This window comes from Terrimonas pollutisoli (assembly GCF_029360765.1).
Classification (GTDB): Bacteria; Bacteroidota; Bacteroidia; order Chitinophagales; family Chitinophagaceae; genus Terrimonas_B; species Terrimonas_B pollutisoli.
The window spans coordinates 337,788-358,568 of record NZ_JARKNA010000003.1; the positions used below are offsets into that span (position 1 = coordinate 337,788).

21 protein-coding genes are annotated in these 20,781 nt (G+C 41.2%); 8 read left to right on the forward strand and 13 right to left on the reverse strand.

The genetic code is table 11. From position 1 onward, the window contains the following. The first annotated feature begins 142 nt into the window (after window positions 1–142). Entirely contained in the window at window positions 143–583 is a 441-nt protein-coding gene (locus P2W73_RS08075; protein WP_276501503.1) for a hypothetical protein, read from the forward strand. Between the two features lie 14 nt (window positions 584–597). On the opposite strand, the gene P2W73_RS08080 is transcribed toward P2W73_RS08075, so the two are convergent. The 5 genes from P2W73_RS08080 to P2W73_RS08100 form a co-directional block, all read right to left on the reverse strand. Next, complete coding sequence (locus P2W73_RS08080) at window positions 598–1,200, reverse strand: hypothetical protein (RefSeq protein ID WP_276501504.1); 603 nt, start codon at window positions 1,198–1,200, stop codon at window positions 598–600. Next, complete coding sequence (locus P2W73_RS08085) at window positions 1,197–2,120, reverse strand: hypothetical protein (protein ID WP_276501505.1); 924 nt, start codon at window positions 2,118–2,120, stop codon at window positions 1,197–1,199. The genes P2W73_RS08080 and P2W73_RS08085 overlap by 4 nt, the downstream gene beginning before the upstream one ends. Window positions 2,121–2,198: 78 nt before the next feature. Beyond that, the gene (locus P2W73_RS08090; RefSeq protein ID WP_276501506.1) at window positions 2,199–2,714 is read right to left on the reverse strand and encodes a SixA phosphatase family protein; all 516 of its coding nucleotides are present in this window, start codon (window positions 2,712–2,714) and stop codon (window positions 2,199–2,201) included. 14 nt (window positions 2,715–2,728) lie between these two features. Next, window positions 2,729–3,448: a phosphatase PAP2 family protein gene (locus P2W73_RS08095; RefSeq protein WP_276501507.1), complete on the reverse strand. Its 720-nt coding sequence runs from the start codon at window positions 3,446–3,448 to the stop codon at window positions 2,729–2,731. A gap of 63 nt (window positions 3,449–3,511) precedes the next feature. Further along, complete coding sequence (locus tag P2W73_RS08100) at window positions 3,512–3,769, reverse strand: hypothetical protein (RefSeq protein ID WP_276501508.1); 258 nt, start codon at window positions 3,767–3,769, stop codon at window positions 3,512–3,514. 230 nt (window positions 3,770–3,999) lie between these two features. Between P2W73_RS08100 and P2W73_RS08105 the strand changes: the two genes are divergently transcribed. Then, window positions 4,000–4,782 carry a DUF6089 family protein gene (locus P2W73_RS08105; RefSeq protein ID WP_276501509.1) on the forward strand — a complete coding sequence of 261 codons (783 nt, stop codon included), beginning with the start codon at window positions 4,000–4,002 and terminating at the stop codon, window positions 4,780–4,782. A gap of 175 nt (window positions 4,783–4,957) precedes the next feature. Further along, on the forward strand, window positions 4,958–7,522 hold the full coding sequence (locus P2W73_RS08110; RefSeq protein ID WP_276501510.1) for a phosphocholine-specific phospholipase C: 2,565 nt from the start codon (window positions 4,958–4,960) through the stop codon (window positions 7,520–7,522). 32 nt (window positions 7,523–7,554) lie between these two features. On the opposite strand, the gene P2W73_RS08115 is transcribed toward P2W73_RS08110, so the two are convergent. Next, window positions 7,555–8,463 carry a lytic transglycosylase domain-containing protein gene (locus P2W73_RS08115; RefSeq protein ID WP_276501511.1) on the reverse strand — a complete coding sequence of 303 codons (909 nt, stop codon included), beginning with the start codon at window positions 8,461–8,463 and terminating at the stop codon, window positions 7,555–7,557. Window positions 8,464–8,914: 451 nt separating this feature from the next. Here P2W73_RS08115 and P2W73_RS08120 point away from each other — a divergent pair, with 451 nt between their 5' ends. Then, window positions 8,915–9,994, forward strand: coding sequence for a DUF2652 domain-containing protein (locus P2W73_RS08120; protein ID WP_276501512.1), 1,080 nt, complete (start codon window positions 8,915–8,917; stop codon window positions 9,992–9,994). A 119-nt stretch (window positions 9,995–10,113) separates the two neighbouring features. On the opposite strand, the gene P2W73_RS08125 is transcribed toward P2W73_RS08120, so the two are convergent. Beyond that, on the reverse strand, window positions 10,114–12,519 hold the full coding sequence (locus P2W73_RS08125; RefSeq protein WP_276501513.1) for a spermidine synthase family protein: 2,406 nt from the start codon (window positions 12,517–12,519) through the stop codon (window positions 10,114–10,116). Beyond that, window positions 12,516–13,202, reverse strand: a complete 687-nt coding sequence (locus P2W73_RS08130; protein WP_276501514.1) for a protein-L-isoaspartate(D-aspartate) O-methyltransferase — start codon at window positions 13,200–13,202, stop codon at window positions 12,516–12,518. The genes P2W73_RS08125 and P2W73_RS08130 overlap by 4 nt, the downstream gene beginning before the upstream one ends. Before the next feature lie 181 nt (window positions 13,203–13,383). Here P2W73_RS08130 and P2W73_RS08135 point away from each other — a divergent pair, with 181 nt between their 5' ends. Next, window positions 13,384–13,632, forward strand: a complete 249-nt coding sequence (locus P2W73_RS08135) for a hypothetical protein (RefSeq protein WP_276501515.1) — start codon at window positions 13,384–13,386, stop codon at window positions 13,630–13,632. Further along, window positions 13,629–13,931: a type II toxin-antitoxin system RelE/ParE family toxin gene (locus tag P2W73_RS08140; protein WP_276501516.1), complete on the forward strand. Its 303-nt coding sequence runs from the start codon at window positions 13,629–13,631 to the stop codon at window positions 13,929–13,931. The genes P2W73_RS08135 and P2W73_RS08140 overlap by 4 nt, the downstream gene beginning before the upstream one ends. A 75-nt stretch (window positions 13,932–14,006) precedes the next feature. Here the strand turns inward: P2W73_RS08140 and P2W73_RS08145 are convergent, their stop codons facing one another. The 3 genes from P2W73_RS08145 to ahcY all read right to left on the reverse strand — a co-directional run bounded on the left by P2W73_RS08145 (window position 14,007) and on the right by ahcY (window position 17,596). After that, the gene (locus P2W73_RS08145; protein WP_276501517.1) at window positions 14,007–15,131 is read right to left on the reverse strand and encodes a redoxin family protein; all 1,125 of its coding nucleotides are present in this window, start codon (window positions 15,129–15,131) and stop codon (window positions 14,007–14,009) included. A gap of 254 nt (window positions 15,132–15,385) precedes the next feature. Further along, window positions 15,386–15,883 (reverse strand): hypothetical protein, encoded by a 498-nt coding sequence (locus P2W73_RS08150; RefSeq protein ID WP_276501518.1) that lies wholly within the window; start codon window positions 15,881–15,883, stop codon window positions 15,386–15,388. A gap of 387 nt (window positions 15,884–16,270) precedes the next feature. Then, window positions 16,271–17,596 (reverse strand): adenosylhomocysteinase, encoded by a 1,326-nt coding sequence (gene ahcY, locus P2W73_RS08155; protein WP_276501519.1) that lies wholly within the window; start codon window positions 17,594–17,596, stop codon window positions 16,271–16,273. A 497-nt stretch (window positions 17,597–18,093) separates the two neighbouring features. On the opposite strand from ahcY, the gene P2W73_RS08160 reads away from it, so the two are divergent. Then, window positions 18,094–18,393 (forward strand): hypothetical protein, encoded by a 300-nt coding sequence (locus tag P2W73_RS08160; protein WP_276501520.1) that lies wholly within the window; start codon window positions 18,094–18,096, stop codon window positions 18,391–18,393. 8 nt (window positions 18,394–18,401) lie between these two features. Further along, window positions 18,402–18,839 (forward strand): M23 family metallopeptidase, encoded by a 438-nt coding sequence (locus tag P2W73_RS08165; protein WP_276501521.1) that lies wholly within the window; start codon window positions 18,402–18,404, stop codon window positions 18,837–18,839. 49 nt (window positions 18,840–18,888) lie between these two features. Here the strand turns inward: P2W73_RS08165 and P2W73_RS08170 are convergent, their stop codons facing one another. Next, the gene (locus P2W73_RS08170; protein WP_276501522.1) at window positions 18,889–19,386 is read right to left on the reverse strand and encodes a GNAT family N-acetyltransferase; all 498 of its coding nucleotides are present in this window, start codon (window positions 19,384–19,386) and stop codon (window positions 18,889–18,891) included. Window positions 19,387–19,537: 151 nt separating this feature from the next. Next, the gene (locus P2W73_RS08175) at window positions 19,538–20,773 is read right to left on the reverse strand and encodes an isocitrate dehydrogenase (NADP(+)) (RefSeq protein ID WP_276501523.1); all 1,236 of its coding nucleotides are present in this window, start codon (window positions 20,771–20,773) and stop codon (window positions 19,538–19,540) included. Window positions 20,774–20,781: the final 8 nt, after the last annotated feature.

Below are 20,781 nucleotides of genomic sequence, written 5' to 3' on the forward strand. Positions count from 1 at the left end.
GTATAGGTGGAAATCTTTTCTGACAGTAGTAGTTTTACTTTTTGTCAAATAAATGCGGCAGACTTACTTCAAAGTCCGGCCGCATTTTATTTTATTTGTGAGCAATCCTTTTTAAGGAATCACAGCATTGATATCCACTTTTATGATGAACCCACAAAGTCAAAGTATTGATCAGGTTTCCACCAACCAGGTCTCGCTACAACTTCTCTTAAACAACCTGGTGGATAATTTACCCGAAACAATTTTTCGTAATAAAATTTCCGTAAAAAATAAAGTTGCAGCTGAATTCACAATGAAAGCAGACAGAGATAAGATTGTTCCCGTGATAGATGAAGTATTAAATACGGTTGTATCTAATGCACGCAATACAAGCATTAGTATTACCGCGGAGAGATATTCTGATATTGTAATTTTAAATTTTGAGGACCCTAATAACTACAACGGGTATGCATTGCAATTTAGCCTGTTGTCAGTAGGGCAATCGGCGAGACATGTCGGCGGCGATATCAATATTTATGGCGCTCAGCAAAGAGAAGCAACAGTGTCGTTTAGCTTTCCCGACACGCAGACCTCCTACTACTAGCGGTTGAGATGACCTTACCTGAAATGACCCGTTACCGCGTAAAAGACTTTATCATTAATTCGCCGGAAAATTTCACCGTTTATCTTGCGCATTTTTTTTCGGTCATCGTTGTCCAGTAATCTTCCTTTTTCATCCGATGGTTGTTTTTGTTCAAAAAAAATAAGTGTAAAATATTTTTCTGAACTCAAAAAGGCGTCAAGCTTTTTATCTCTTACTGACAAAAAAACAAGATATTTTTTTTGCCGCTTTTCATAATAGTCAAGATTGTTAATCCAGGTGCAATGTACTTTTTGCATGTCACTGATCAGTTGATTCATTGACCTGGTGTCAAAATTATATTTATGCAACGTGTCCTGCAAAAAGGGCTCATGCAGGTTGAAGTTGTAGATATACTTGATGCTATCGGTATGAATTTCTATAGCGATGCGGCTTTGAGCCTCATTTTTAAACTCCAGTGAAAAAGGCCGGCTGGCATATATCTTCTTGTATTGATGCAATATCGATTGGATGGTTGTTTCGTTGGTGCTATAGTAGCCCTGCGTAAATTTTTTGGAAGGTGAGCAACAGGTCATCATCCACATAAGTGATAAAACAGGTATATAGACGATACGGCTCATTTTGTTTTAAAAGTATAGTCGGTGATGCCAAATATAATTTTGCGAAGCAGCTTTGGATTTACTTGTTGCAATGTTTTTTTCCCATAGTCCCAGTACACAATTGTAATCAGCTCATCCGGTGTTTTTGTAATGTTCATGAGCACCACGAAATGAGTGGGTATGCCAAACCTGGTAGTAACCACATGTTTTTTCTTATACAAAAGCCGGTTGTTGAGATAGATAAAAATGGGCCGCTGTTTCATCCGCTCATTCAGGTATGCATAGGTATCGCCGATCCAGGGCCTGATAAGATCGGATCCTCTTGCATGAACTTTAACGGGGAATAACTTGCGGAGCATCCGGTTGAATTTAGCATAATTGGTAGATGCCCACAGTGTATTTTCATCGCCGGTCTTAAAACGCCGGTTAAAGAAGTTGAGATATCCTTTGAATTTATCGGCTAATGAAAGAAACCAAATTTGTCCGGCAGGGCTAATGTCTAAAGCCCCTTTATATTTTAACAGCCCCGCTTCTTTCTTAATGGTCCTGCTGGGTGTAAATAAAACTTTGCCCATCCTGGCCCTTCCTTTCTGGTAAAGCGTTACCATGAAACGGGAAAACCCTAAAGGATCATAATTTAAAGGAATGTAGGTAAGTGCCGAATAAGCACAAAAATTAGTGCCTTTACCTTCATAAAATTTTAGAGGCTCGGTCGCAAATGTTTTCAGGTTTTGTAAAAAAAGATCGGGGTCTACATTTGGCCAATGCTTGCTGGGCTGTAATTTTTTCAAACTATCCAGGAAATCGATGGCCTGTTGCTGACTGGATAACTTTAAAGTGTCGGCCGGATGTAACGCAGGAGACGCCCTTAAGCTGAACGGGAAGACCAGCAATAAGAGGGCGACGGTTATTGGTTTAGTGTATGGATATTGAATAAGCAAACGACTTATGTTCTTTATAAAATTTGATTTTACTAAAGTATAGAATTGATAACTATATACAAAGCAAGGGCCAACCATTTATTGATTGGGTGTGGAAGGTATTCCATATTTCTTTTGTTCAAAACGGAAATTCCTTCCCGTTTTTTTTACTATGTAAAGATTATCGTATTCAGTATCGGCAAGGTCGGTTGGCAATTTTACTGCACCACAAAGCCTGTTCACAATATCATCTACGGTGTTGCTATGACCGACAATCAGCGTATTTTTTTTGAGTGATTGGAGGCGATCAAAAAAGGCCGAATCTGGAAAAGGGGGATATGTTTCTACAGTCAGGTTAAACAAGACCCTGGTTGGCTCTGCAGTTGATTTCGTCCGGATGGTGTTTGTTGAAAAAATGTAGCCGATTTTCTTGTTTGCTAATTCTGTTTTTAATGCTTCAGCACGTTGTTGTCCTTTCTCAATTAATCCCGGATCACTGCTCATCATACTGTCACCGCTATTGACTACCGCTTTCTCGGCATGACGAACTACGTAGAAATAGCGAGTGCATGACGAAAGAGAAAAGAACAGCAGTAGCAGACTAAGATTTCTCATATAGTTTAAAAATGTTAGTTGTTTATCTCAGCCACAACCGGGTCAATTTTCCGGCGGCTGTATTGCTCCATCCGGCGCACTGACCATATAGACAAGGATAGCCAGATAATTCCCGCGGCAAATCCTGCCATTACATCGCTGAAATAATGCAACCGAAGGTAGATCCTGCTAAAGCCAATTAGTAAGATGAAAAGCAGGAGCAATGGCGTTAAAAGCCATTTCCAAAATTTGTTCGTAATATTTTCCCAGACAAGAAAGATAAGCAGACCATAAAAGGACACACTCATTAATGCGTGACCGCTGGGAAAACTCAGGCCTTTTACTGGTTCCAGCAATGGCACAAGCGGCCGGGGGCGATTAAATATCTGTTTTAAAAAGAACATTAATAAAAGTCCGCCAAGAGCGATGACGGGTACTTTGATGGAGTACCATCGGTGCTTTTTAATAAAAAGGAAGTATACAATTAGCAGGACGTTTGCAGGAATGAGAAATTTATGATTACCAAAAAAAGTGATGAATTGCATGAACCTCGTGGTGGAGAGACTTACAATTGTGTTGACCTTATCAAAAACGAGAAAATCGAAGCTTTCGTTTTCAAGATTGAAAATGCGGTAGGCTATCAGCGTAAAAGCTACCAGGGCGCAAACAAAAAGGATAAGGACGATAATTAATTCGACAGACAATAATGCAATACTGGCCAACTGTTTTTTGATAGACTGCTGTATCCGCTTCATTGCCGCAAGTTTAGTGAAAATAAATGTCCCGCGACATTTTTAGTAAAAAGGCTTTCAAGAGCCTCAATTAACGATATCCCATGGGGTGACAGGCTTACCTTCAGAATGGGGCTCCTCTTTTTTTTCTTCATCTTCTTTTGGAGATTCCGGAAAATTACCTTCTTCACCCGGCACTTTAGCGTTGGCAATATCTTCTTCCGTGATCACATCCTTGATGTCGTGGATGTGCTTTTTGATCTTATCCTTTGTGGCATCATCGTTAAACGTGTACGATTCGGAATCAATGCTTTCTTCGGGAAGTTTTTTCCTGGACTTAGCCATAGCCTATAATTTTGTTTATATAGAAAAAAACTGTGCCAGTTTTCCAACCGATGACAATTCATTGAGTTAGCAGCGCATTAAAGGACTATTTTCGGTCCAGTACATCTGGATTTATTCCGGAGATGAAAAAAAAGCCTATTTTTAAAAGACCCCATCCTCCACCCAGGTCAGTATCCGCAAAAAGTGAGAAACCGGAAGCCTGTTTTTTTAATACAAGAAATGTTACTGTTATGAGATTAAGTGTGCTTGCTTTGCTGATGGCAGCTTCATCTTGCTGTGCGCAGGGTTGGGAAGCTGAAGTATTGATGGGTATAGCCGGTTACCAGGGGGATCTCACCAAAAGGCATTTTGCATTACGAACATTGCGGCCTGCGACGAATGTTAATATCAAGTATAATATCGGCAACATGGTAGTGCTTCGTACCGGCATTGTAGTTGGAAAGGTTACTGGCAATGATAAATACAATAAGCAAGCAGATTTAAAAGCCCGTAACCTGAATTTCCAAAGCAATATTTTTGAAGCTAATATTTGTGCGGAAGTCAATTTGCTGGAACCTGATATTTTTTATGCTTATCCTTATGTCTTTGCAGGTGTGGGTGTGTTTCATTTTGATCCTTTTACCCATGACGCAAATGGCGATAAAGTTTTTCTGCGGCCGTTAAGTACAGAAGGACAGGGACTGGCTGATTATCCTTCCAAAAAAAAATATTCCAAAACACAATTTTGCATTCCATTTGGAGCAGGATGGAAAGTGAATCTAAACAAGAATTGGGATTTTGTCTACGAGATAGGCTACCGGGCTTTATTTACTGATTACCTCGATGATGTCAGCGGTACCTATGTAGATCCTGAAAAACTATCGGCGGCAAAAGGGCCTAAGGCGGTTGAACTGGCTTACAGAGCCAAGCCGCCATTTCCCCAGGGCGAAGGGGATCAGCGTGGCAATACAGGTGTTAAAGACTGGTATTTTATTCATGGTATCAAATTGCTCTACCGGTTCTCCAATTATTGATTCAACTTGGCCAGTTCAACCGATTGACCAGTCATCATCACAATATTTTAATGAGCTAAATGAGGCATTTCATCTTTCAGTAGTTACATTTGAAATATACTGAAGGTTATTCGCAGGCAAGAATAACTGGTGCAAATAATTTTAAATTAGTTATTCAATTTATCATTCGAAACATATGGATTCCAGGAGAGAGTTTATAAAAAAGGCAACCCTATTATCCGGTGGTGCAGGATTGTTTCAGGCATTGCCATCTTCTATTCATAAAGCACTGACTATCGATCCTGAAACGGGCAGTACATATCTGGATGCAGAACACATTGTGATATTGATGCAGGAAAACCGCTCTTTTGATCATTGTTATGGTAGTTTGCAAGGAGTGAGAGGATTCAATGATCCACGGGCAATACAACAACCTGATAAAAATCTTGTTTGGCTTCAAACAAATGCTGGCGGTGAAACCTTTGCGCCTTTCCGGTTGAATATAAATGAAACAAAGTCTACTTGGTTGGGCTCACTTCCTCATTCCTGGGGCGACCAGGTTGATGCAAGAAATGGCGGTAAATACGATCAATGGCTGATTGCAAAGGCTTCGGGTCATGAGGGGTTTGAAAATGTGCCATTGTCAATGGGTTTTTATAACCGGGAGGATATTCCATTCTATTATTCATTGGCAGATGCATTTACGGTATGCGATCAGAATTTTTGTTCTTCGCTAACTGGTACCACTCCTAATCGTTTGCATCTATGGACGGGAACAATAAGGGATAAGCAGGATGCGAATGCGCAGGCCAATGTTTCGAATGGGGATACAGACTATGATAAAGAGAAAAACTGGAAAACATTCCCGGAGCGTTTGGAAGAAAATGGGATTTCATGGAAGATCTATCAAAATGAAATAAGCCTCGAATCTGGCCTGACCGGTGATGAAGATGCGTGGCTCGCCAATTTTACCGACAATCCTCTCGAATGGTTCTCACAATTCAATGTACGGTTTTCACCATCTTATCGAAAATATTTGGAAAAGATGGAAGCCATCTTGCCCACTGAAATAAATGAACTCGAAAACAAGTTGAAGGGACTGGACGAAAAAAGTAAAGAAGCGGAAGAATTAAAAAGAAAATTGCAGGGCAAACAATCTCTTTGGTTGAAAGTGAAGGACCGGCACAAATGGTCGGCGGAAAATTTTGAAAAGTTATCGCAGTATGAAAAGAATTTGCACAATAAAGCATTTGACACCAACTGTAAAGATCCCCATTACCGTGAATTGACTACGCTTGGTTATAAAGACAATAATACGGAAAGGAAAATGACTATTCCGAAGGGAGATGTTTTACACCAGTTTCGTGAAGATGTGAATAGCGGCAATTTGCCAATGGTATCATGGGTAGTTGGTTCTGCAAATTTTTCTGATCACCCGGGGTCGCCATGGTATGGCGCCTGGTATGTGTCTGAAGTGCTGGATATATTGACAAAAAAACCAGAAGTGTGGAAGAAAACGATCTTCATACTTTGTTATGATGAGAATGATGGTTATTTCGATCATGTGCCTCCATATGTACCGCCACATCCTGGCAAAGAAAAGACAGGCCTGGTTTCAAAAGGCGTTGATGCAGCCATGGAGTTTGTAACATGGCAGCAGGATATAAAAAGAACAAAAGAAAAATATGCCAGGGAAAGTCCAATAGGATTAGGGTACAGAGTGCCGCTTGTTATTGCCTCTCCCTGGAGCCGCGGCGGCGCCGTATGTTCACAGGTCTTTGATCACACTTCGATACTTCAGTTCATGGAAAAATTTTTAACAGCCAGGACTGGAAAAAAAATTGAGGAAACTAATATCTCTTCGTGGCGTCGTACTGTTTGTGGCGACCTTACGTCTGTATTCAGGCCCTATAATGGCGAAAAGATACAGACGCCTATAGTGGTAAAAAAAGAACCTTTTTATGAAAGCATTCATAAGGCTCAGTTTAAGAAAGACCCGGTTGGCTACAAAAGATTGACAAAGGAAGAAATTCAAACAATAAATCAAAAGCCGCAAGCTTCACCATTAATGCCCCGCCAGGAAAAGGGGATGCGATTCTCCTGCCCATTGCCATACCAGTTGTATGCAGATGGGCAGCTAAGTGACGATAAAAAAACAATTGAATTGAGAATGGCAGCTGCCAACGAGTTATTCAGGGAGAAAGCTGCAGGCTCGCCATTCAATGTATATGCCCGTTCGTCAAAAGGATTGAACATTCGAAACTATGCCGTAAAAGCCGGAGATGAGTTGCAAGATCAATGGTCGTTGGATGATTTTGAAAATAATAATTATCATTTGGAGTTAAACGGGCCAAACGGATTCTTCCGTGAGTTTAAAGGAAGCGATAAAGATCCTGCAGTAGCTATTTCACTGGAGTATGAAAGAAAAAAAATAAGCAAAAAACTTTCCGGCAACCTGTTGATAAAAATAAGCAACAAGAACCCTGGTCAATCTTATTCTGTTGAAATTAATGACAACGCTTACAAAAAAAATAAATTAACCAGGTTGGCAGGTAGTAAAGGATCAGGTAAGGAGGCAGTAACGATTATCCTCAATTTGCAGAATAGCTTTGGCTGGTACGATTTCACTGTTACAATAACTGGCAATAAATTTTTTGCCAAACGATATGCAGGTCATGTAGAAACAGGAGAAATGAGCTGTACCGATCCCGCAATGGGCAATGTCTGGAAAGTTACCGGTTATCAGTTTTTATGTAGCTGATAAGCCGGTAACAAGTAACGGTGATTGATAATTTATTTTTCAACAGCCAAACTGCCCTTAGCCACTATCTTATCTTCCACACAGGTAGTATCTGTAGTGACTGTTGCAGCGTCTGCCAGCTGTTTTTCTTTTAAGAGACGATTATGTTTTTCGGCAAAGGCAAGCATCGTTTTTCTATACATATGTGCTTCCTGTTTGGTAACGGTGGTAATGCTTCCCTGCCCTTCAAAATAATAATGAGTGCTGATGAATTTTTTTACATGCCCTCTTGTTTCTTTCGGCAAAAAATATTGCAACTTCCAAAAGTTTCTGCTACCGGACTTTCGTATAGCAGCATATACGGGGGCCGGGCCACAATTGTAGGCGGCAATCGTCAGCAGCCAGTCGTCAAATAAGCCATGAAGATCACGCAGGTATTTGGCAGCGGCCACAGTGCTCTTGTATAGATGTTTACGTTCATCATACCTGCTCGTCACTTTAAGTTTAAGTAACCGTGCAGTGCTTGCCATCAGTTGCCAGGTACCTACTGCACCAACACGTGACCTTGCAGTGGTGTTCAATTGCGATTCCACTATAGCCAGGTGTTTTAGTTCTATTGGCAGTTTGTACCTGCTAAACACCGTATCCATGATCCTGAAAAAAACAGGACTTCGCTGTTTGACTTTTTCAAGCATTTCGCTGTTGTCAGCAATATAAGTTTTAGTGAACCTGGCGGCTTCTTTATTCAGTTTGATCCGGGGAACATCTTCAGCGATTGTTGCTGTAAGGCCGGAAAACCGTAACAATTCTTCATCAAGCGTCAGCCATTTCATGGCCGAATCTGTGATGGCTTGTTGTGGAGCGCCGAACGGTTGTTGAGTACCTGTTGCATGTACTGCAGCAAGAATGACCAACAATCCATTTGCAAAAAGACCTGATCGGAGTAGTTTTCTTTTCAACATCGTTTTCTTTTTTAGGGTAAAACAATGCCGACCCGAAGGTTTGGATTAAATGTTCAGCATAGGAGAGAGGAAGGAATTTTAACGATAGAATATTGGAAATATGAGTACTTGAATTGCTACGGAGGGTACGGTAATGAGGCTTTTCATTTAATCCGCAGCGATGTACTGGTGTGTTATTATTACAACCGGGATCAAACGTACTCAGCAAAAACCGAATCTCATAACTTTTTGGCCTTAGGAAATATACTTTCCATGTATAGGTTAATGACAACCAAAGGAATACATATGAAAATAGCTGACTGAAAATAAGTCATGCTTATTTGGCAGCATATTCTTTATATAACGTGCAAGTAACGGGGTATCAGTTGAAATGGGATCGATAAAGAAAGATAAATGATGCTGTGTGCAATTTTTTTAGAAGAACCAAATTGACGGTAACTTTAAATAAAAAATGGAAAATAAAGGCTTGCTTTTTATCCCGGATATAAGTGGATTTACCCGCTTTGTTACGGATATGGAGATAGAGCATAGCCGTCATATCATCCAGGAATTGCTGGAAATACTGATCGATTCAAACCAGCTTGGATTAGAAGTTTCAGAAGTAGAAGGCGATGCTATTTTGTTTTACAAATTTGGTGAGTCACCGGAACTGGATGCAATTTATCAGCAGGTGAAAAAAATGTTTTGCTCTTTTCATAGCCACCTTCTGGGCTACGAGCATCGTCGCTTTTGTCAATGCAAAGCTTGTATATCAGCCGTCAATCTTTCTTTAAAAGTAGTTACCCACTATGGTGAATTTACCGGTTACACGGTTAAGAATTTTTATAAGCTAATCGGTAAGGATGTAATTGTCGCACACCAGCTCCTGAAAAATGATATAGAGCAACATGAATATTGGCTCGTAACAAATAGTGTTACACATGACGGTAAGCCCTCCGGTTATGCGCAATGGATGAAGTGGGACAGCAGCTCCAAACAAACCGAAACCGGGGAAATACCCTTCCATTATACTCAGTTGAGTGAGCTAAGGAATGAACTACCACCTGAAACACCTCCCGCCCTGGAAATTGAGAACAGGGTGAAGATGATAACCGTGTCCCGTGAATATGATGTTGATATCAAAACCTTGTTTTATACTGCCGGGCATTTTGAACTCCGACCTCAATGGCAGGAAGGCGTTAAGGCGATCGACGAGGTTGATCATTTGCTGCCGGGTGTGGGCACGAGGCATCGTTGTGTGCTGGAAAAAGAAGAAGTGTTTATGATCAGCAGCAGTTTTTTGTATGATCCTGATAGTAAAATTGTGTTTAGCGAAACAGAGGAAAACAAAAGAAGCTCTTTATATTTTATTTTGGAGCAATTGGGAGAGAGAAAGTCAAAGCTGACGCTTGAATTTTATCTAAAGAAAAGCCTGCCTTTACAACTAATGTTCAACATGCTGATGAAAAAGAAAATGGAAGACCGGTTTAAAAAATCATTGGAGAACCTGGACAGGTTGGTGAAGGAAGTAAAGTTGCCTGTTGAATTCTGAGCAGGAATTATTTGAAGTGCTTAGGATGATACGGCGCGAATAAAAACACCACTACTTAACCACTACTTACATGCCGGTATTTTTAAGCAATAATCTACGGGAGTTGGCTTTAGTTTAAATTATCGCAACAAGCGAAGGTTAAGTACTGCGAACAGGCTCAACGCATAGGCAAGGGCTGACAACAACATCACTATTGTAAAACCCGCTTCCACCGCCAGTAAAGCGGCCAATGCAGCGCTGATCACCGACATGCACCCATTGATGCCCCAGGCCCAGGGAATATTTTTTTCCTCTATGCGGGATAATAATCTTAGACCTATCGGAAAAGGTATTCCCATCAATAAGGAAGGCACGGCAATGATGATAATTGAAATGACGGACTTTAGGGCAAGGCCAAGCCCAACGATATTTTGCAGGAATGCTGGCAATAAGAATGAGTATAGTAATAAAATGCCGGTAATCAGTAGCAATACTTTTTTTATAGTAGACGTATTTGTTCTGAATCCTGATGAGTAATAACTGCCAATGCCTGATGCAATAAGCATTACGCCGATCACACCTGCAGCCGTATAGACAGGATTGCCAAAAAACAGGATGAATTTTTGAAGCAAAACGATTTCCAAAAACATATAGCCAATACCGATGCCGCTGAAATATAAAAATGTCCGGAACTTGTAATTCCCTTTCCAACCAATTTTAAACAGGGGTAGAATAATAAGGAGTAAGGCCAACACGGATAATTGTAAAAATGTAACAATGGATATAAGCCAGCCCAACTCTAAAAAGGGGACCGATTGGGAACCGAAGATACTGGTAAGATGAGGAAGACTTTTGACACGCAGGTATTGTGAAAAATAAGGTTTATCATCTGTGGCGGGCTGCAGATAAAAATCATATTCTTTATACAAACGGTTCCTGTTTCCTGACAACAACTCATCCATGTAGGAAAAGAAAGAAGTATCGGTCATCCTATTATAAAATGTACGTTCTTCCGGTGTTATTCCCGGAAGAAAAACAGGATCAAAAAATAGCTTGTTGCAAAATTGACGGATAGCGGATGTGTCTGATGAAGTGAAAGGAGATTTTTTTAACAGGAAACTAATAGTGCCCCAACTTCGGACGGCTGTTATATGTGAATGAATAGATGCCAGGCCTGCTGCTTCAGCTATTTCGGTAATAGTTGCCGCAATCTTTAAAGGATTTCGGAAAGGATAATCCATCCAGGCGTTGATGCCGATCACTCCATCATCTTCTAATAAATTCCACATTTGCAGGAAGGCTTCTTTGGTGAGGCTGTATTCTTCCCGCATGGCGTATAAACCTGCACTGCCACCGAAGGAACCAATCATCGGAAGTTGTATCAGGTCAAATTTTTTCTTCGTGGCAGATAAAAAGGTTCGCGGCTCGATGCTGTGGATCTTCACTGCAGGATGATAATAAAGCGAATCGCTATCGCCAGCAAGTTCATGTAGTAAGAGATCATTAATAGTTTTGTGGGGTTCAACGGCATCAATACTTGAAGCATTCCTGCTGATGGCATGGGAAACCGATAATCCCGTTCCTGCATGCAACACAAGGACTCTGTCCCTTTTTTTTAATATATATGGAAGAGCCATTGTCGTGTAGTCAAGCAGGTGGGAGTCTCCTATTTGTTTCAATGAAATCATTGGACCGAGCCAGTCGCCATTGCTAAATACCGCCTTTTTTACAGCTACTTCCCCGGTAAAAGCGAGGCTTAATCCCGGGGCATAACGCAATGCATCAGCCGAAACCATTTCAACAAAGCCATAAGGACTTGCTTTCTTCAGGGTAATTTGTGCAGCTGGCAAATTAAGTGTGCGACTCAGATTTTTGTATTCAGACATCGTAAGGTCAACAGGCTGTATGATCCTGTAAAATGTCAGCAACACAGTGATAAGAGCAAATGAAATAACCAATAACTGATTGTTGCGTTGCAATAAGAAGAGACCTGCAAGCACTGCCATTAGTGCTATTACCATGGGTAACACGGCGGGGAAAAAATACCCCGCAAGAGACGCGGCTATTATCGCTCCAATACCGGAACCTAAGAGATTAAAAAAGTACGCTTTGCCAATGCCCGCAACATAATTTACAAAAATGATCCCTAATGCCAGTGCGCCAAAAAAGAAAGGAAAAAAGAAAAGCAGGTAATTTATGAGGAGCGATAACCACTGGCTACGGTTCACAAAAAGAAGATAAGAATCGAAACGTGCAAAGCCGCTTCGGCTGAGCCATACCGCAAGCATCATCATAAGACCGCTTACGATCATCAATAGTGGTAGCAAGATATTGCTGTGATCAAGCAGCTGTTTACGTAGCAGCGACAGAACTGTTCCGGCAGCGCCAAAGCCCAGCAAAGCAATGGATATAACCATATTAGCATAATGATACCATTGTACATAAGAAAGTAATTGAATGATAGAAACCTGGTAGGCGATAAGTGCCACGGATAGCAAGGCCACGGCTGTCAATAGTCTGTTATGATAAGAAAGCAGCCGGCTCATTGACTTCTTTTAAAAGGAACAAAACGAACAGGCATCATACTTGTGGTGCGGACTTTCCCATTTTTTTTCTCCACAAGCATCAGTTGCTGCACCATAAAGGGCGAGCCAACGGGTATGATCATTCGTCCATTTTCCTTCAGCTGTTCTATCAGGGGCGGAGGAATATGTTCTGCTGCAGCCGTGACAATAATAGCATCAAAAGGTGACTTCTCTTTCCAACCATAATATCCGTCGCCCGTTTTTGCCGAGATATTTTTATAATTGAGTTGGTTGAAAAGGGTTCTTGCCCGCTTGCTCAGCGTATCAATGATCTCGATCGTGTACACTTCCTTTACAATATTTGAAAGTACGGCGGCCTGGTAACCCGATCCTGTTCCGATCTCCAACACACGATGGTTCGATTGTGGATTCACGATCTCAGTCATGTAGGCAACAATATAGGGCTGGGATATCGTTTGCCCGAAGCCGATTGGCAGGGGACGATCATCATAAGCATGATCTATACTATTTTTTGGAACAAATAAATGGCGGGGAACTTTTCGCAGGGAGCTTAATGTAGCGGCATTGCTGATGCCACGTTCTTCTATCTGTTTTTTTACCATCTCTTCCCGTCGCTTCACATGAATATCCTGCTGCACCGGAAAAAGCCAGATTGATAATATGATCAGCTTTACTACTCTCATACATAAAGTTTTTAAAAATGAATCCGTTTATGCAATGAGAAATTTGTGAAAATGGCTTGCAGATGATTGCAGATCAAAGTTAGGTATTTCTGTTTGGCAGGATCAGGTTGTTTGCGGTCAAAACATTCCCGTTTGGAAGGCTGTTTTTTAAAAACTAAATTTGTTCAAAATGGAAAGAATCATGAGTACAAGCACAATACGGCAGAAGTTGCACAGCTATTTAGAAGTTGCCGATGATAAAAAGGTTAAAGCTATTTATGCCATTATGGAGAATGATATTGAAGAATTGGCGATGGAATACACCGGTGAAACAAAAAAAGAATTAGACCGCCGGTATACCGAATATAAAAGCGGGAAGGCTAAAATGATAACAGCAGCGGAAAGCCGGAAAAGGGTGCAAAAAATCTTAAAAGCATCCCGGAGAAAATGAGCTACCGTCATATCCTGCATCCCCTGGCCCAGCAAGAATATGAGGAAGCTGTTGAATGGCATGCGGCAAAGAGTATTAAGGCAGCGGAGAATTTAATTTTAGAAATAGAACGGGGATTACAATTAATCTGCGATAATCCTGATCGTTGGCGCAATGAATATAAAGATTATCGGGAACTAGGTGTAAAGAAATATCCTTATGTTATCATATATACTGTTGAAGAAGACAAATATCTGGTGATAATAACTGCCATTTTTCATACCAGCAGAAATCCTAAAAAGAAGTACCGGAAAATATAACGATACCCGGTTCAATACATCATCTTTCGTTTAAAAGAAGCTTTTTGTTATGATGCCTGTATCCGGCCGATTCTTTTAATAATACCTCCCGATCAAAGGATGATCCACAATCATTTTTTTCATTTTTGCCGGATCGATCAGGTATTGTTTTGCATAGAAAATCTTTCCTCCCGGCTCTACAATTAATGTATAAGGAAGAGCTCCCTGCCAGTTGGGGTCAACAGCTTCAATCAATGCATACTTGTTGTCAATATTAAAAAGATAATTTTTATTCGACGCCTGCCGGCTCTTTAGAAAATTTAATGCTTTTTGTTTTCGGGCGGTGTCATCCAAACAAATGCTGATGAATTCGAAATCTCTTTCGCGGTACATGCGGTTGATGGTAACGAATTCAGAAAATTCAATAAGGCAGGGGCCGCACCAGGTGGCCCATACATTGATGAGGCGTAATTTGCCGGAATTATTTTTCAGCAGGTCTTTTATACCTGCCTCATCAATCAGTTCCAATGACACCGGTTCCTTTGCCCAGTCTTGAAATCCTTTTTTCACCCAATCATTTTTATCGGCCCATTTGATGGAGCAGCCAAATACCTTGGTAGTGGGATTGGTTACTTCCTTGTTTTGTAGCAATTCATCCAACGCATTTCTTGTATCATGATGATTGGGTGTTTTGCCGGGCTTTTCTACATCATCAATGCGTCCCTGGTAGCGAAGTTTTCGTTGCTTATCAAAAATGAAAACATGCGGTGTCACCACCGGGCCGTAAGCGTTTGACATGCTTTGTTTATCACCATCATAGAGATAGGGAAAGTTGAACTTTTTTTGTTTGGCCCGGATCTTCATCTCTTCAAAAGAATCACTCATGTCAGTATAGCCCAGCTCATCCAGGCGAACAGCAGCGGGATCATTGGGAGAAACAGCAACAATGCCTACGTTCCTGGGTGTATAATTCTTTGCCAGTTCGATGATACGGTCTTCATAAGCCTGGGCAGTAGGGCAGTGGTTGCAGGTGAAAATGACGACAAGAAGATTGTATTTGCTAAATGATGCCAGAGAATAAGTTTTACTATCTATTCCTTTTAATTTAAAGTCAGGAGCTATTGAGCCAATCGGCAATGTCTTCGGTTCTTCCGTATGGCAAAAGCCTGTTTGTTGAAGAAAACAAATGGACAAGATAAGGATCATGATCCTGCTTTTCATAATAGCTATTTTATGAAAAGGTAGAAAAAATAAGGGGAATGAGTTTGCTATTTATTTAGAAAAATGAAAAGTCATCTGTAACTACGTTATTTTTCGAGATCAAAAAAATAATTTCTTCTGTCAAACCTGTCAACATACAAGATGACCTTATGATTTAAAACGTAAAACTTAAGAGTTGTTTGATCAAATGGAAAGGAGCCATTGATTTTTTTACAGGGTTCCGGATGGTGATTGCCAAAGCCGAAATTGGTTTTTCATTTTAGAAAATAGCTTTTATACTCTTCTTCAATTCTTGTTCCATCAATCAGTTTCGGTTTTTTTGATGTATCAAAGAAGTAAACACCCCAAAGATCAGATACCGTGTCTAGTTTAATCAGAGTTTGTGATTTGTCATATCTAATGAATTTCAAAAATCGCTTGTTGTTTGCTTCCAGAACTGGAAGACGAATGCTGTCAACAAATTCATGGGCTGTGTGAAGGGAAAAAAGATAGTCATCAGCGCCAATCATAAAATTTTCTTCGCCAATTTCTTTTTTCCTTTTTTCAATTTGCGTTGAATCAGGCTGATAAAACACCGCAGCTTTTTTGTTAATAGTTAATGTGTCGGAGGCTTCAATTGTTTCTTCGATGTTTTCTCCCCTGGTTGAGACGACAACCTGCGGTTGCTGCATATCGTCATTGGCTTTGTTAGTTTGCGTTGTACAAGCGCTGAGTGTCAATAATGAAAAAAGTGCGAACTGTATAGTCTTCATAAAATTGAATAGTGTACTAAAATAGATGCAAGACATTGCATGTCCAAATTTTGCCGCGCCTATTATAAAGGGAAGAACAGAATTGATTGATTGTTATTAAAATGTCCAATAACGAACAGAACCCTGAACGGAGCGTCAAGCAAAGCTTAATAGTAGCACTACAGCCGGCAAAAAAATAAAAGCCCGTCTCGTCAAAAACGAAACGGGCTATAGCCTATCCCGACCTTCCCAAAGGGAAGGCCATCCATGCCCAGACCCTCAGGGGCATTATGTTTTTTAAAAGAAAAATCTCTCAATTTTAAGAGAAATTGAGAGATTTTATAATAATCAAATAAGTCTTTGCTGTGCGGTTGCTAAGTCCTCCCTTTGGGAGGATTTAGGTGGGCCTTAATACCTATACAATTCCGGCTTAAACGGACCTTCTTTCTTAATACCTAAGTAATCAGATTGTGCGGTAGTTAATTCATCCAGCACAACACCAATTTTTGCCAGGTGTAAACGGGCAACTTTTTCATCCAATAGTTTTGGCAACACATATACCTTGTTCTCGTAGCTCTTATGGTTGGTCCACAATTCTATTTGCGCCAAAGTTTGGTTGGAGAAAGAGTTGCTCATCACAAAGCTTGGGTGACCAGTGGCACAACCGAGGTTTACCAGCCGGCCTTCAGCCAGGATGATGATGTCTTTACCATCTATATTGTAGATATCTACCTGTGGTTTGATAGTGTCTTTGGTATGACCATAGTTTGTATTCAACCAGGCGATATCGATTTCAATATCAAAGTGGCCGATATTACAAACGATGGCTTTATCCTTCATCAGTTTGAAATGAGCACCGGTAATGAGGTCGCGGCAACCAGAGGCTGTTACGATGATATCGGCTTCTTTAACGGCATCGATCATTTTCTTTACTTCAAAACCATCCATTGCTGCCTGTAATGCGCAGATAGGATCGATTTCGGTTACGATAACGCGGCAACCAGCTCCTGCCAATGAAGCGGCAGAACCTTTACCCACATCACCATAACCACCAACAACTGCTATTTTACCAGCCAGCATTACATCCGTAGCACGACGGATAGAATCAACCAATGATTCTTTACAGCCGTATTTATTATCGAATTTAGATTTGGTAACAGAGTCATTCACATTGATAGCAGGCATCGGCAATGTACCTTTTGCTACTCTTTCATACAAACGGTGAACACCGGTAGTAGTTTCTTCAGAGATACCTTTTACATGTTGTACCAGCTCGGGGTAGGTATCCAGCACCATATTGGTCAGGTCACCACCATCATCAAGGATCATGTTCAGGGGTTTGTCTTTGCCACCAAAGAACAGGGTTTGTTCAATACACCAGTCAGCTTCTTCCTGCGATTGTCCTTTCCACGCAAAAACGCCGATACCGGCAGCAGCGATAGCAGCAGCGGCATGATCCTGGGTAGAAAATATATTGCAGGAACTCCATTTTACTTCAGCACCCAAGGCCACTAAAGTTTCTATTAACACAGCGGTTTGAATGGTCATATGTAAACAACCGGCAACTCTTGCGCCTTTCAATGGCTGCGAAGGGCCATATTCAGCACGAATCGACATAAGGCCGGGCATTTCAGCTTCGGCTAAACGAATTTCTTTACGGCCCCATTCAGCTAATGAAATATCAGCTACTTTATACGGGAGTGAAAAGTCAATGGACTTAGTTTGTGTAGACATTTTATAAGTGTTTTTTTCGGGGGCAAAGGTAAGTTTTACCCCTTTAAAAGCCTAATGGATATTAGGGGTGTTGATAAGAGTTATTGGCCCGGCTGTAGTACTACTATTGGGCTTCGTTGCGTCGCACTCCTCAGGGGTCGGTTCGCCGTTCGGCAGACCTCATCTCCGATGCTATGGTCAGTCAGACATTTATCGTCTGACCTCTTATCCTTTTCCCAGGGAGTAAGACGGTGCTGCATTACAAACCCCAACCTCATAACTACCACATCAACCCAATTCTCCTTCTATTTCCCTAAAGGGAAAGAGCGGTGCTTTATATCTTAAATGATCTTTATAACTACCACATCATCTGCATATCTCTACTGAGCATTTTCGGAGACTTCAATTTATTTCAGAGCCTCCGAAAAGCCATGGCTGTGTTTGGATGGCCTTCCCTTTGGGGGAAGGTCGGGATGGGGCCGAAATCACTAACTTTGGAATACTCAAAACAACCATTTATGTACACCTACGATACGGTTTCCGGGGCTGTTAACGGCCTTAAGAAAAGAGGATATACCATGGATTTTAACCTTGGTGAGAATTGTCTGGTATGTCATGAGGATAAGTTTAATCCGGAGGATTTTGAGATCGTAGAAGTTTACAGGTTTGAAGGGAACACCGATCCAGCCGACGAAGCAGTTGTGTACGCAATTGAAAGTAACCGCGGTCATAAAGGCGTATTGGTAAATGGCTATGGTCCAACATCGGACACAATGAGCTCGGAAATGGCAAAAAAATTGGAAATACATATTCATTGAAATAAGTTATGGTTAAAAAATATCTGTACCTGCTGCTTATTTGTTTTCCTCTTAGCCTGGCAGCACAAAAGAAAGACCTACCTCAACTGGCCTGCTTTTTAAATAACCCTATTCAACACGCCCCGGAAAAAGCGGCAATCAATGTCGGTCAAGCAGAGCCAAAAATTATCTTGTCGAGTACTACTGATACAGTTGTCAAAGCCTGTATTGATGCAATTATCAGTAATGTACAAAAGGATGAGGATGGGAAATGGGAAATCGTTTTTTATCATAAGGATTATTGGTTCTGGCTCTCGGGTGTATCTAAACCATCAGTGAGAAAAGATCAAAAGATAAAAACAGGCGATGCTCTCGGAATACTGCAACCTGGTCAGAAGCTGGAATTATTGCTTTATGATTTTGAAACCCCGATCGATCCGAAAAAATATATGGCCTGCGGAAAGTGAGTCGGGGGATTGGAGTCAGGAGTCATTAGACGGGCTCCGAACTCCTGACTTACGACTCTGTACTCAGTTTCTTCTCCATCACGTAATCATTCATAAAATAGCCATTGCCTATGTCGATGTCTTCTTCTTTTATGACAGTGAAGCCCAATTTCTCGTAAAAGAATTTGGCTTTGTTTTGCCGGTTTACATTCAGCAATAAACTTATCGCACCCCGCTGCATTATTGTTTTTTCTATTTCATCCAACATAAAACGTCCCGTGCCTTTTCCCTGTTGGGATGGAAGGACATATATTTTATGCAGTTTGTAAGTACCGGGCTTTTCAAGTCCAAAAGCGGCGAAGCCTACAGGTCGCGTTTCATCATATATAATGACAAACTCTATGTCGTTTTGCAGTTGTTCACGGAGTGTATTTTCATTGTACATTTTATTGAGCATGTAATCGATTTGCTCCCGGGTTAAAATATGGCCATAGGCGGTAGGCCATATTTGGCAGGCGAGATCACGTATCAGCGAAACGTCTTCCGGCAATGCTTCCCGTATCGTCATACTTACAATAATTTATCAGCCACAAAAGTAAGCATAGCAGTAAAGATGACCATGGCTTAATATAAACATGGATAAAAGTAAAAAAGCGTCTCATTGCTGAAACGCCTTTGTGGTTTATTCTAAAAGACTATTTGTGATAATCTCTGGTGAATTATAATCCCATCTTCTTTTTCAGGTTCGCATCAATAGCATCTAAAAACTCTTCGGTGTACAAATAATGCTCACCGTGTTTTACTTTGTTACCGTGTATGCAAACAGCCAGGTCCTTTGTCATTTTGCCTTCTTCTACTGTCTCAATACATACGGCTTCCAATGCATTGCTGAAATCAATCAAGGCCTGGTTGCCGTCTAATTTACCCCGAAAAGCAAGTCCCCTGGTCCACGCAAAGATGGATGCAATGGGATTAGTACTGGTGGGTTTGCCGGCCTGGTGTTCACGATAGTGACGGGTAACCGTTCCATGTGCAGCTTCGGCCTCCATGGTTTTGCCATCAGGAGTGATCAGTACAGAGGTCATCAATCCTAAGGAACCAAAACCTTGGGCTACTGTATCGCTTTGTACGTCGCCATCGTAGTTTTTACAAGCCCAAACGAAATTGCCATTCCATTTTAAAGCGCTGGCCACCATGTCATCAATGAGGCGGTGCTCATACACGATACCTGCGGCGTCAAATTGTGCCTTAAATTCTTTTTGATAGATGTCTTCAAAAATATCTTTAAAGCGACCATCGTATTTTTTGAGGATGGTGTTTTTGGTAGACAAATACAGCGGCCATTTTTTGCTCAGGGCCATATTGAAACAGCTTCTTGCAAAGCCTATAATACTTTCATCGGTATTATACATGGTCATTGCTACGCCATCTCCTTTGAAGTTGAATACTTCGAAAGTTTGTGGCTCCCCACCGCCTTCTGGAGTAAAGGTCATGGTCAGTTTTCCTTTCCCTTTGATTACCGTATCTGTTGCCCGGTATTGATCGCCGAAGGCGTGACGGCCAACAATGATCGGAGCCGTCCAATTGGTAACCAGTCTTGGGATATTGCTGATCACAATTGGCTCACGGAATACGGTTCCATCGAGGATGTTACGGATAGTACCGTTCGGGCTCTTCCACATTTGTTTCAGGCTAAATTCTTTCACCCTTGCTTCATCAGGGGTGATGGTGGCGCACTTGATACCTACTCCATATTCTTTGATGGCGTTGGCCGCATCAATGGTCACCTGGTCATTGGTCTGATCCCGGTATTCAACCCCGAGGTCATAATATTTTATATCCAGTTCTACATATGGCAGGATTAGTTTGTCCTTAATAAACTTCCAGATGATTCTTGTCATTTCATCTCCGTCTAATTCAACGACCGGCTTTGCAACTTTGATCTTTTGGGCCATAATACTTT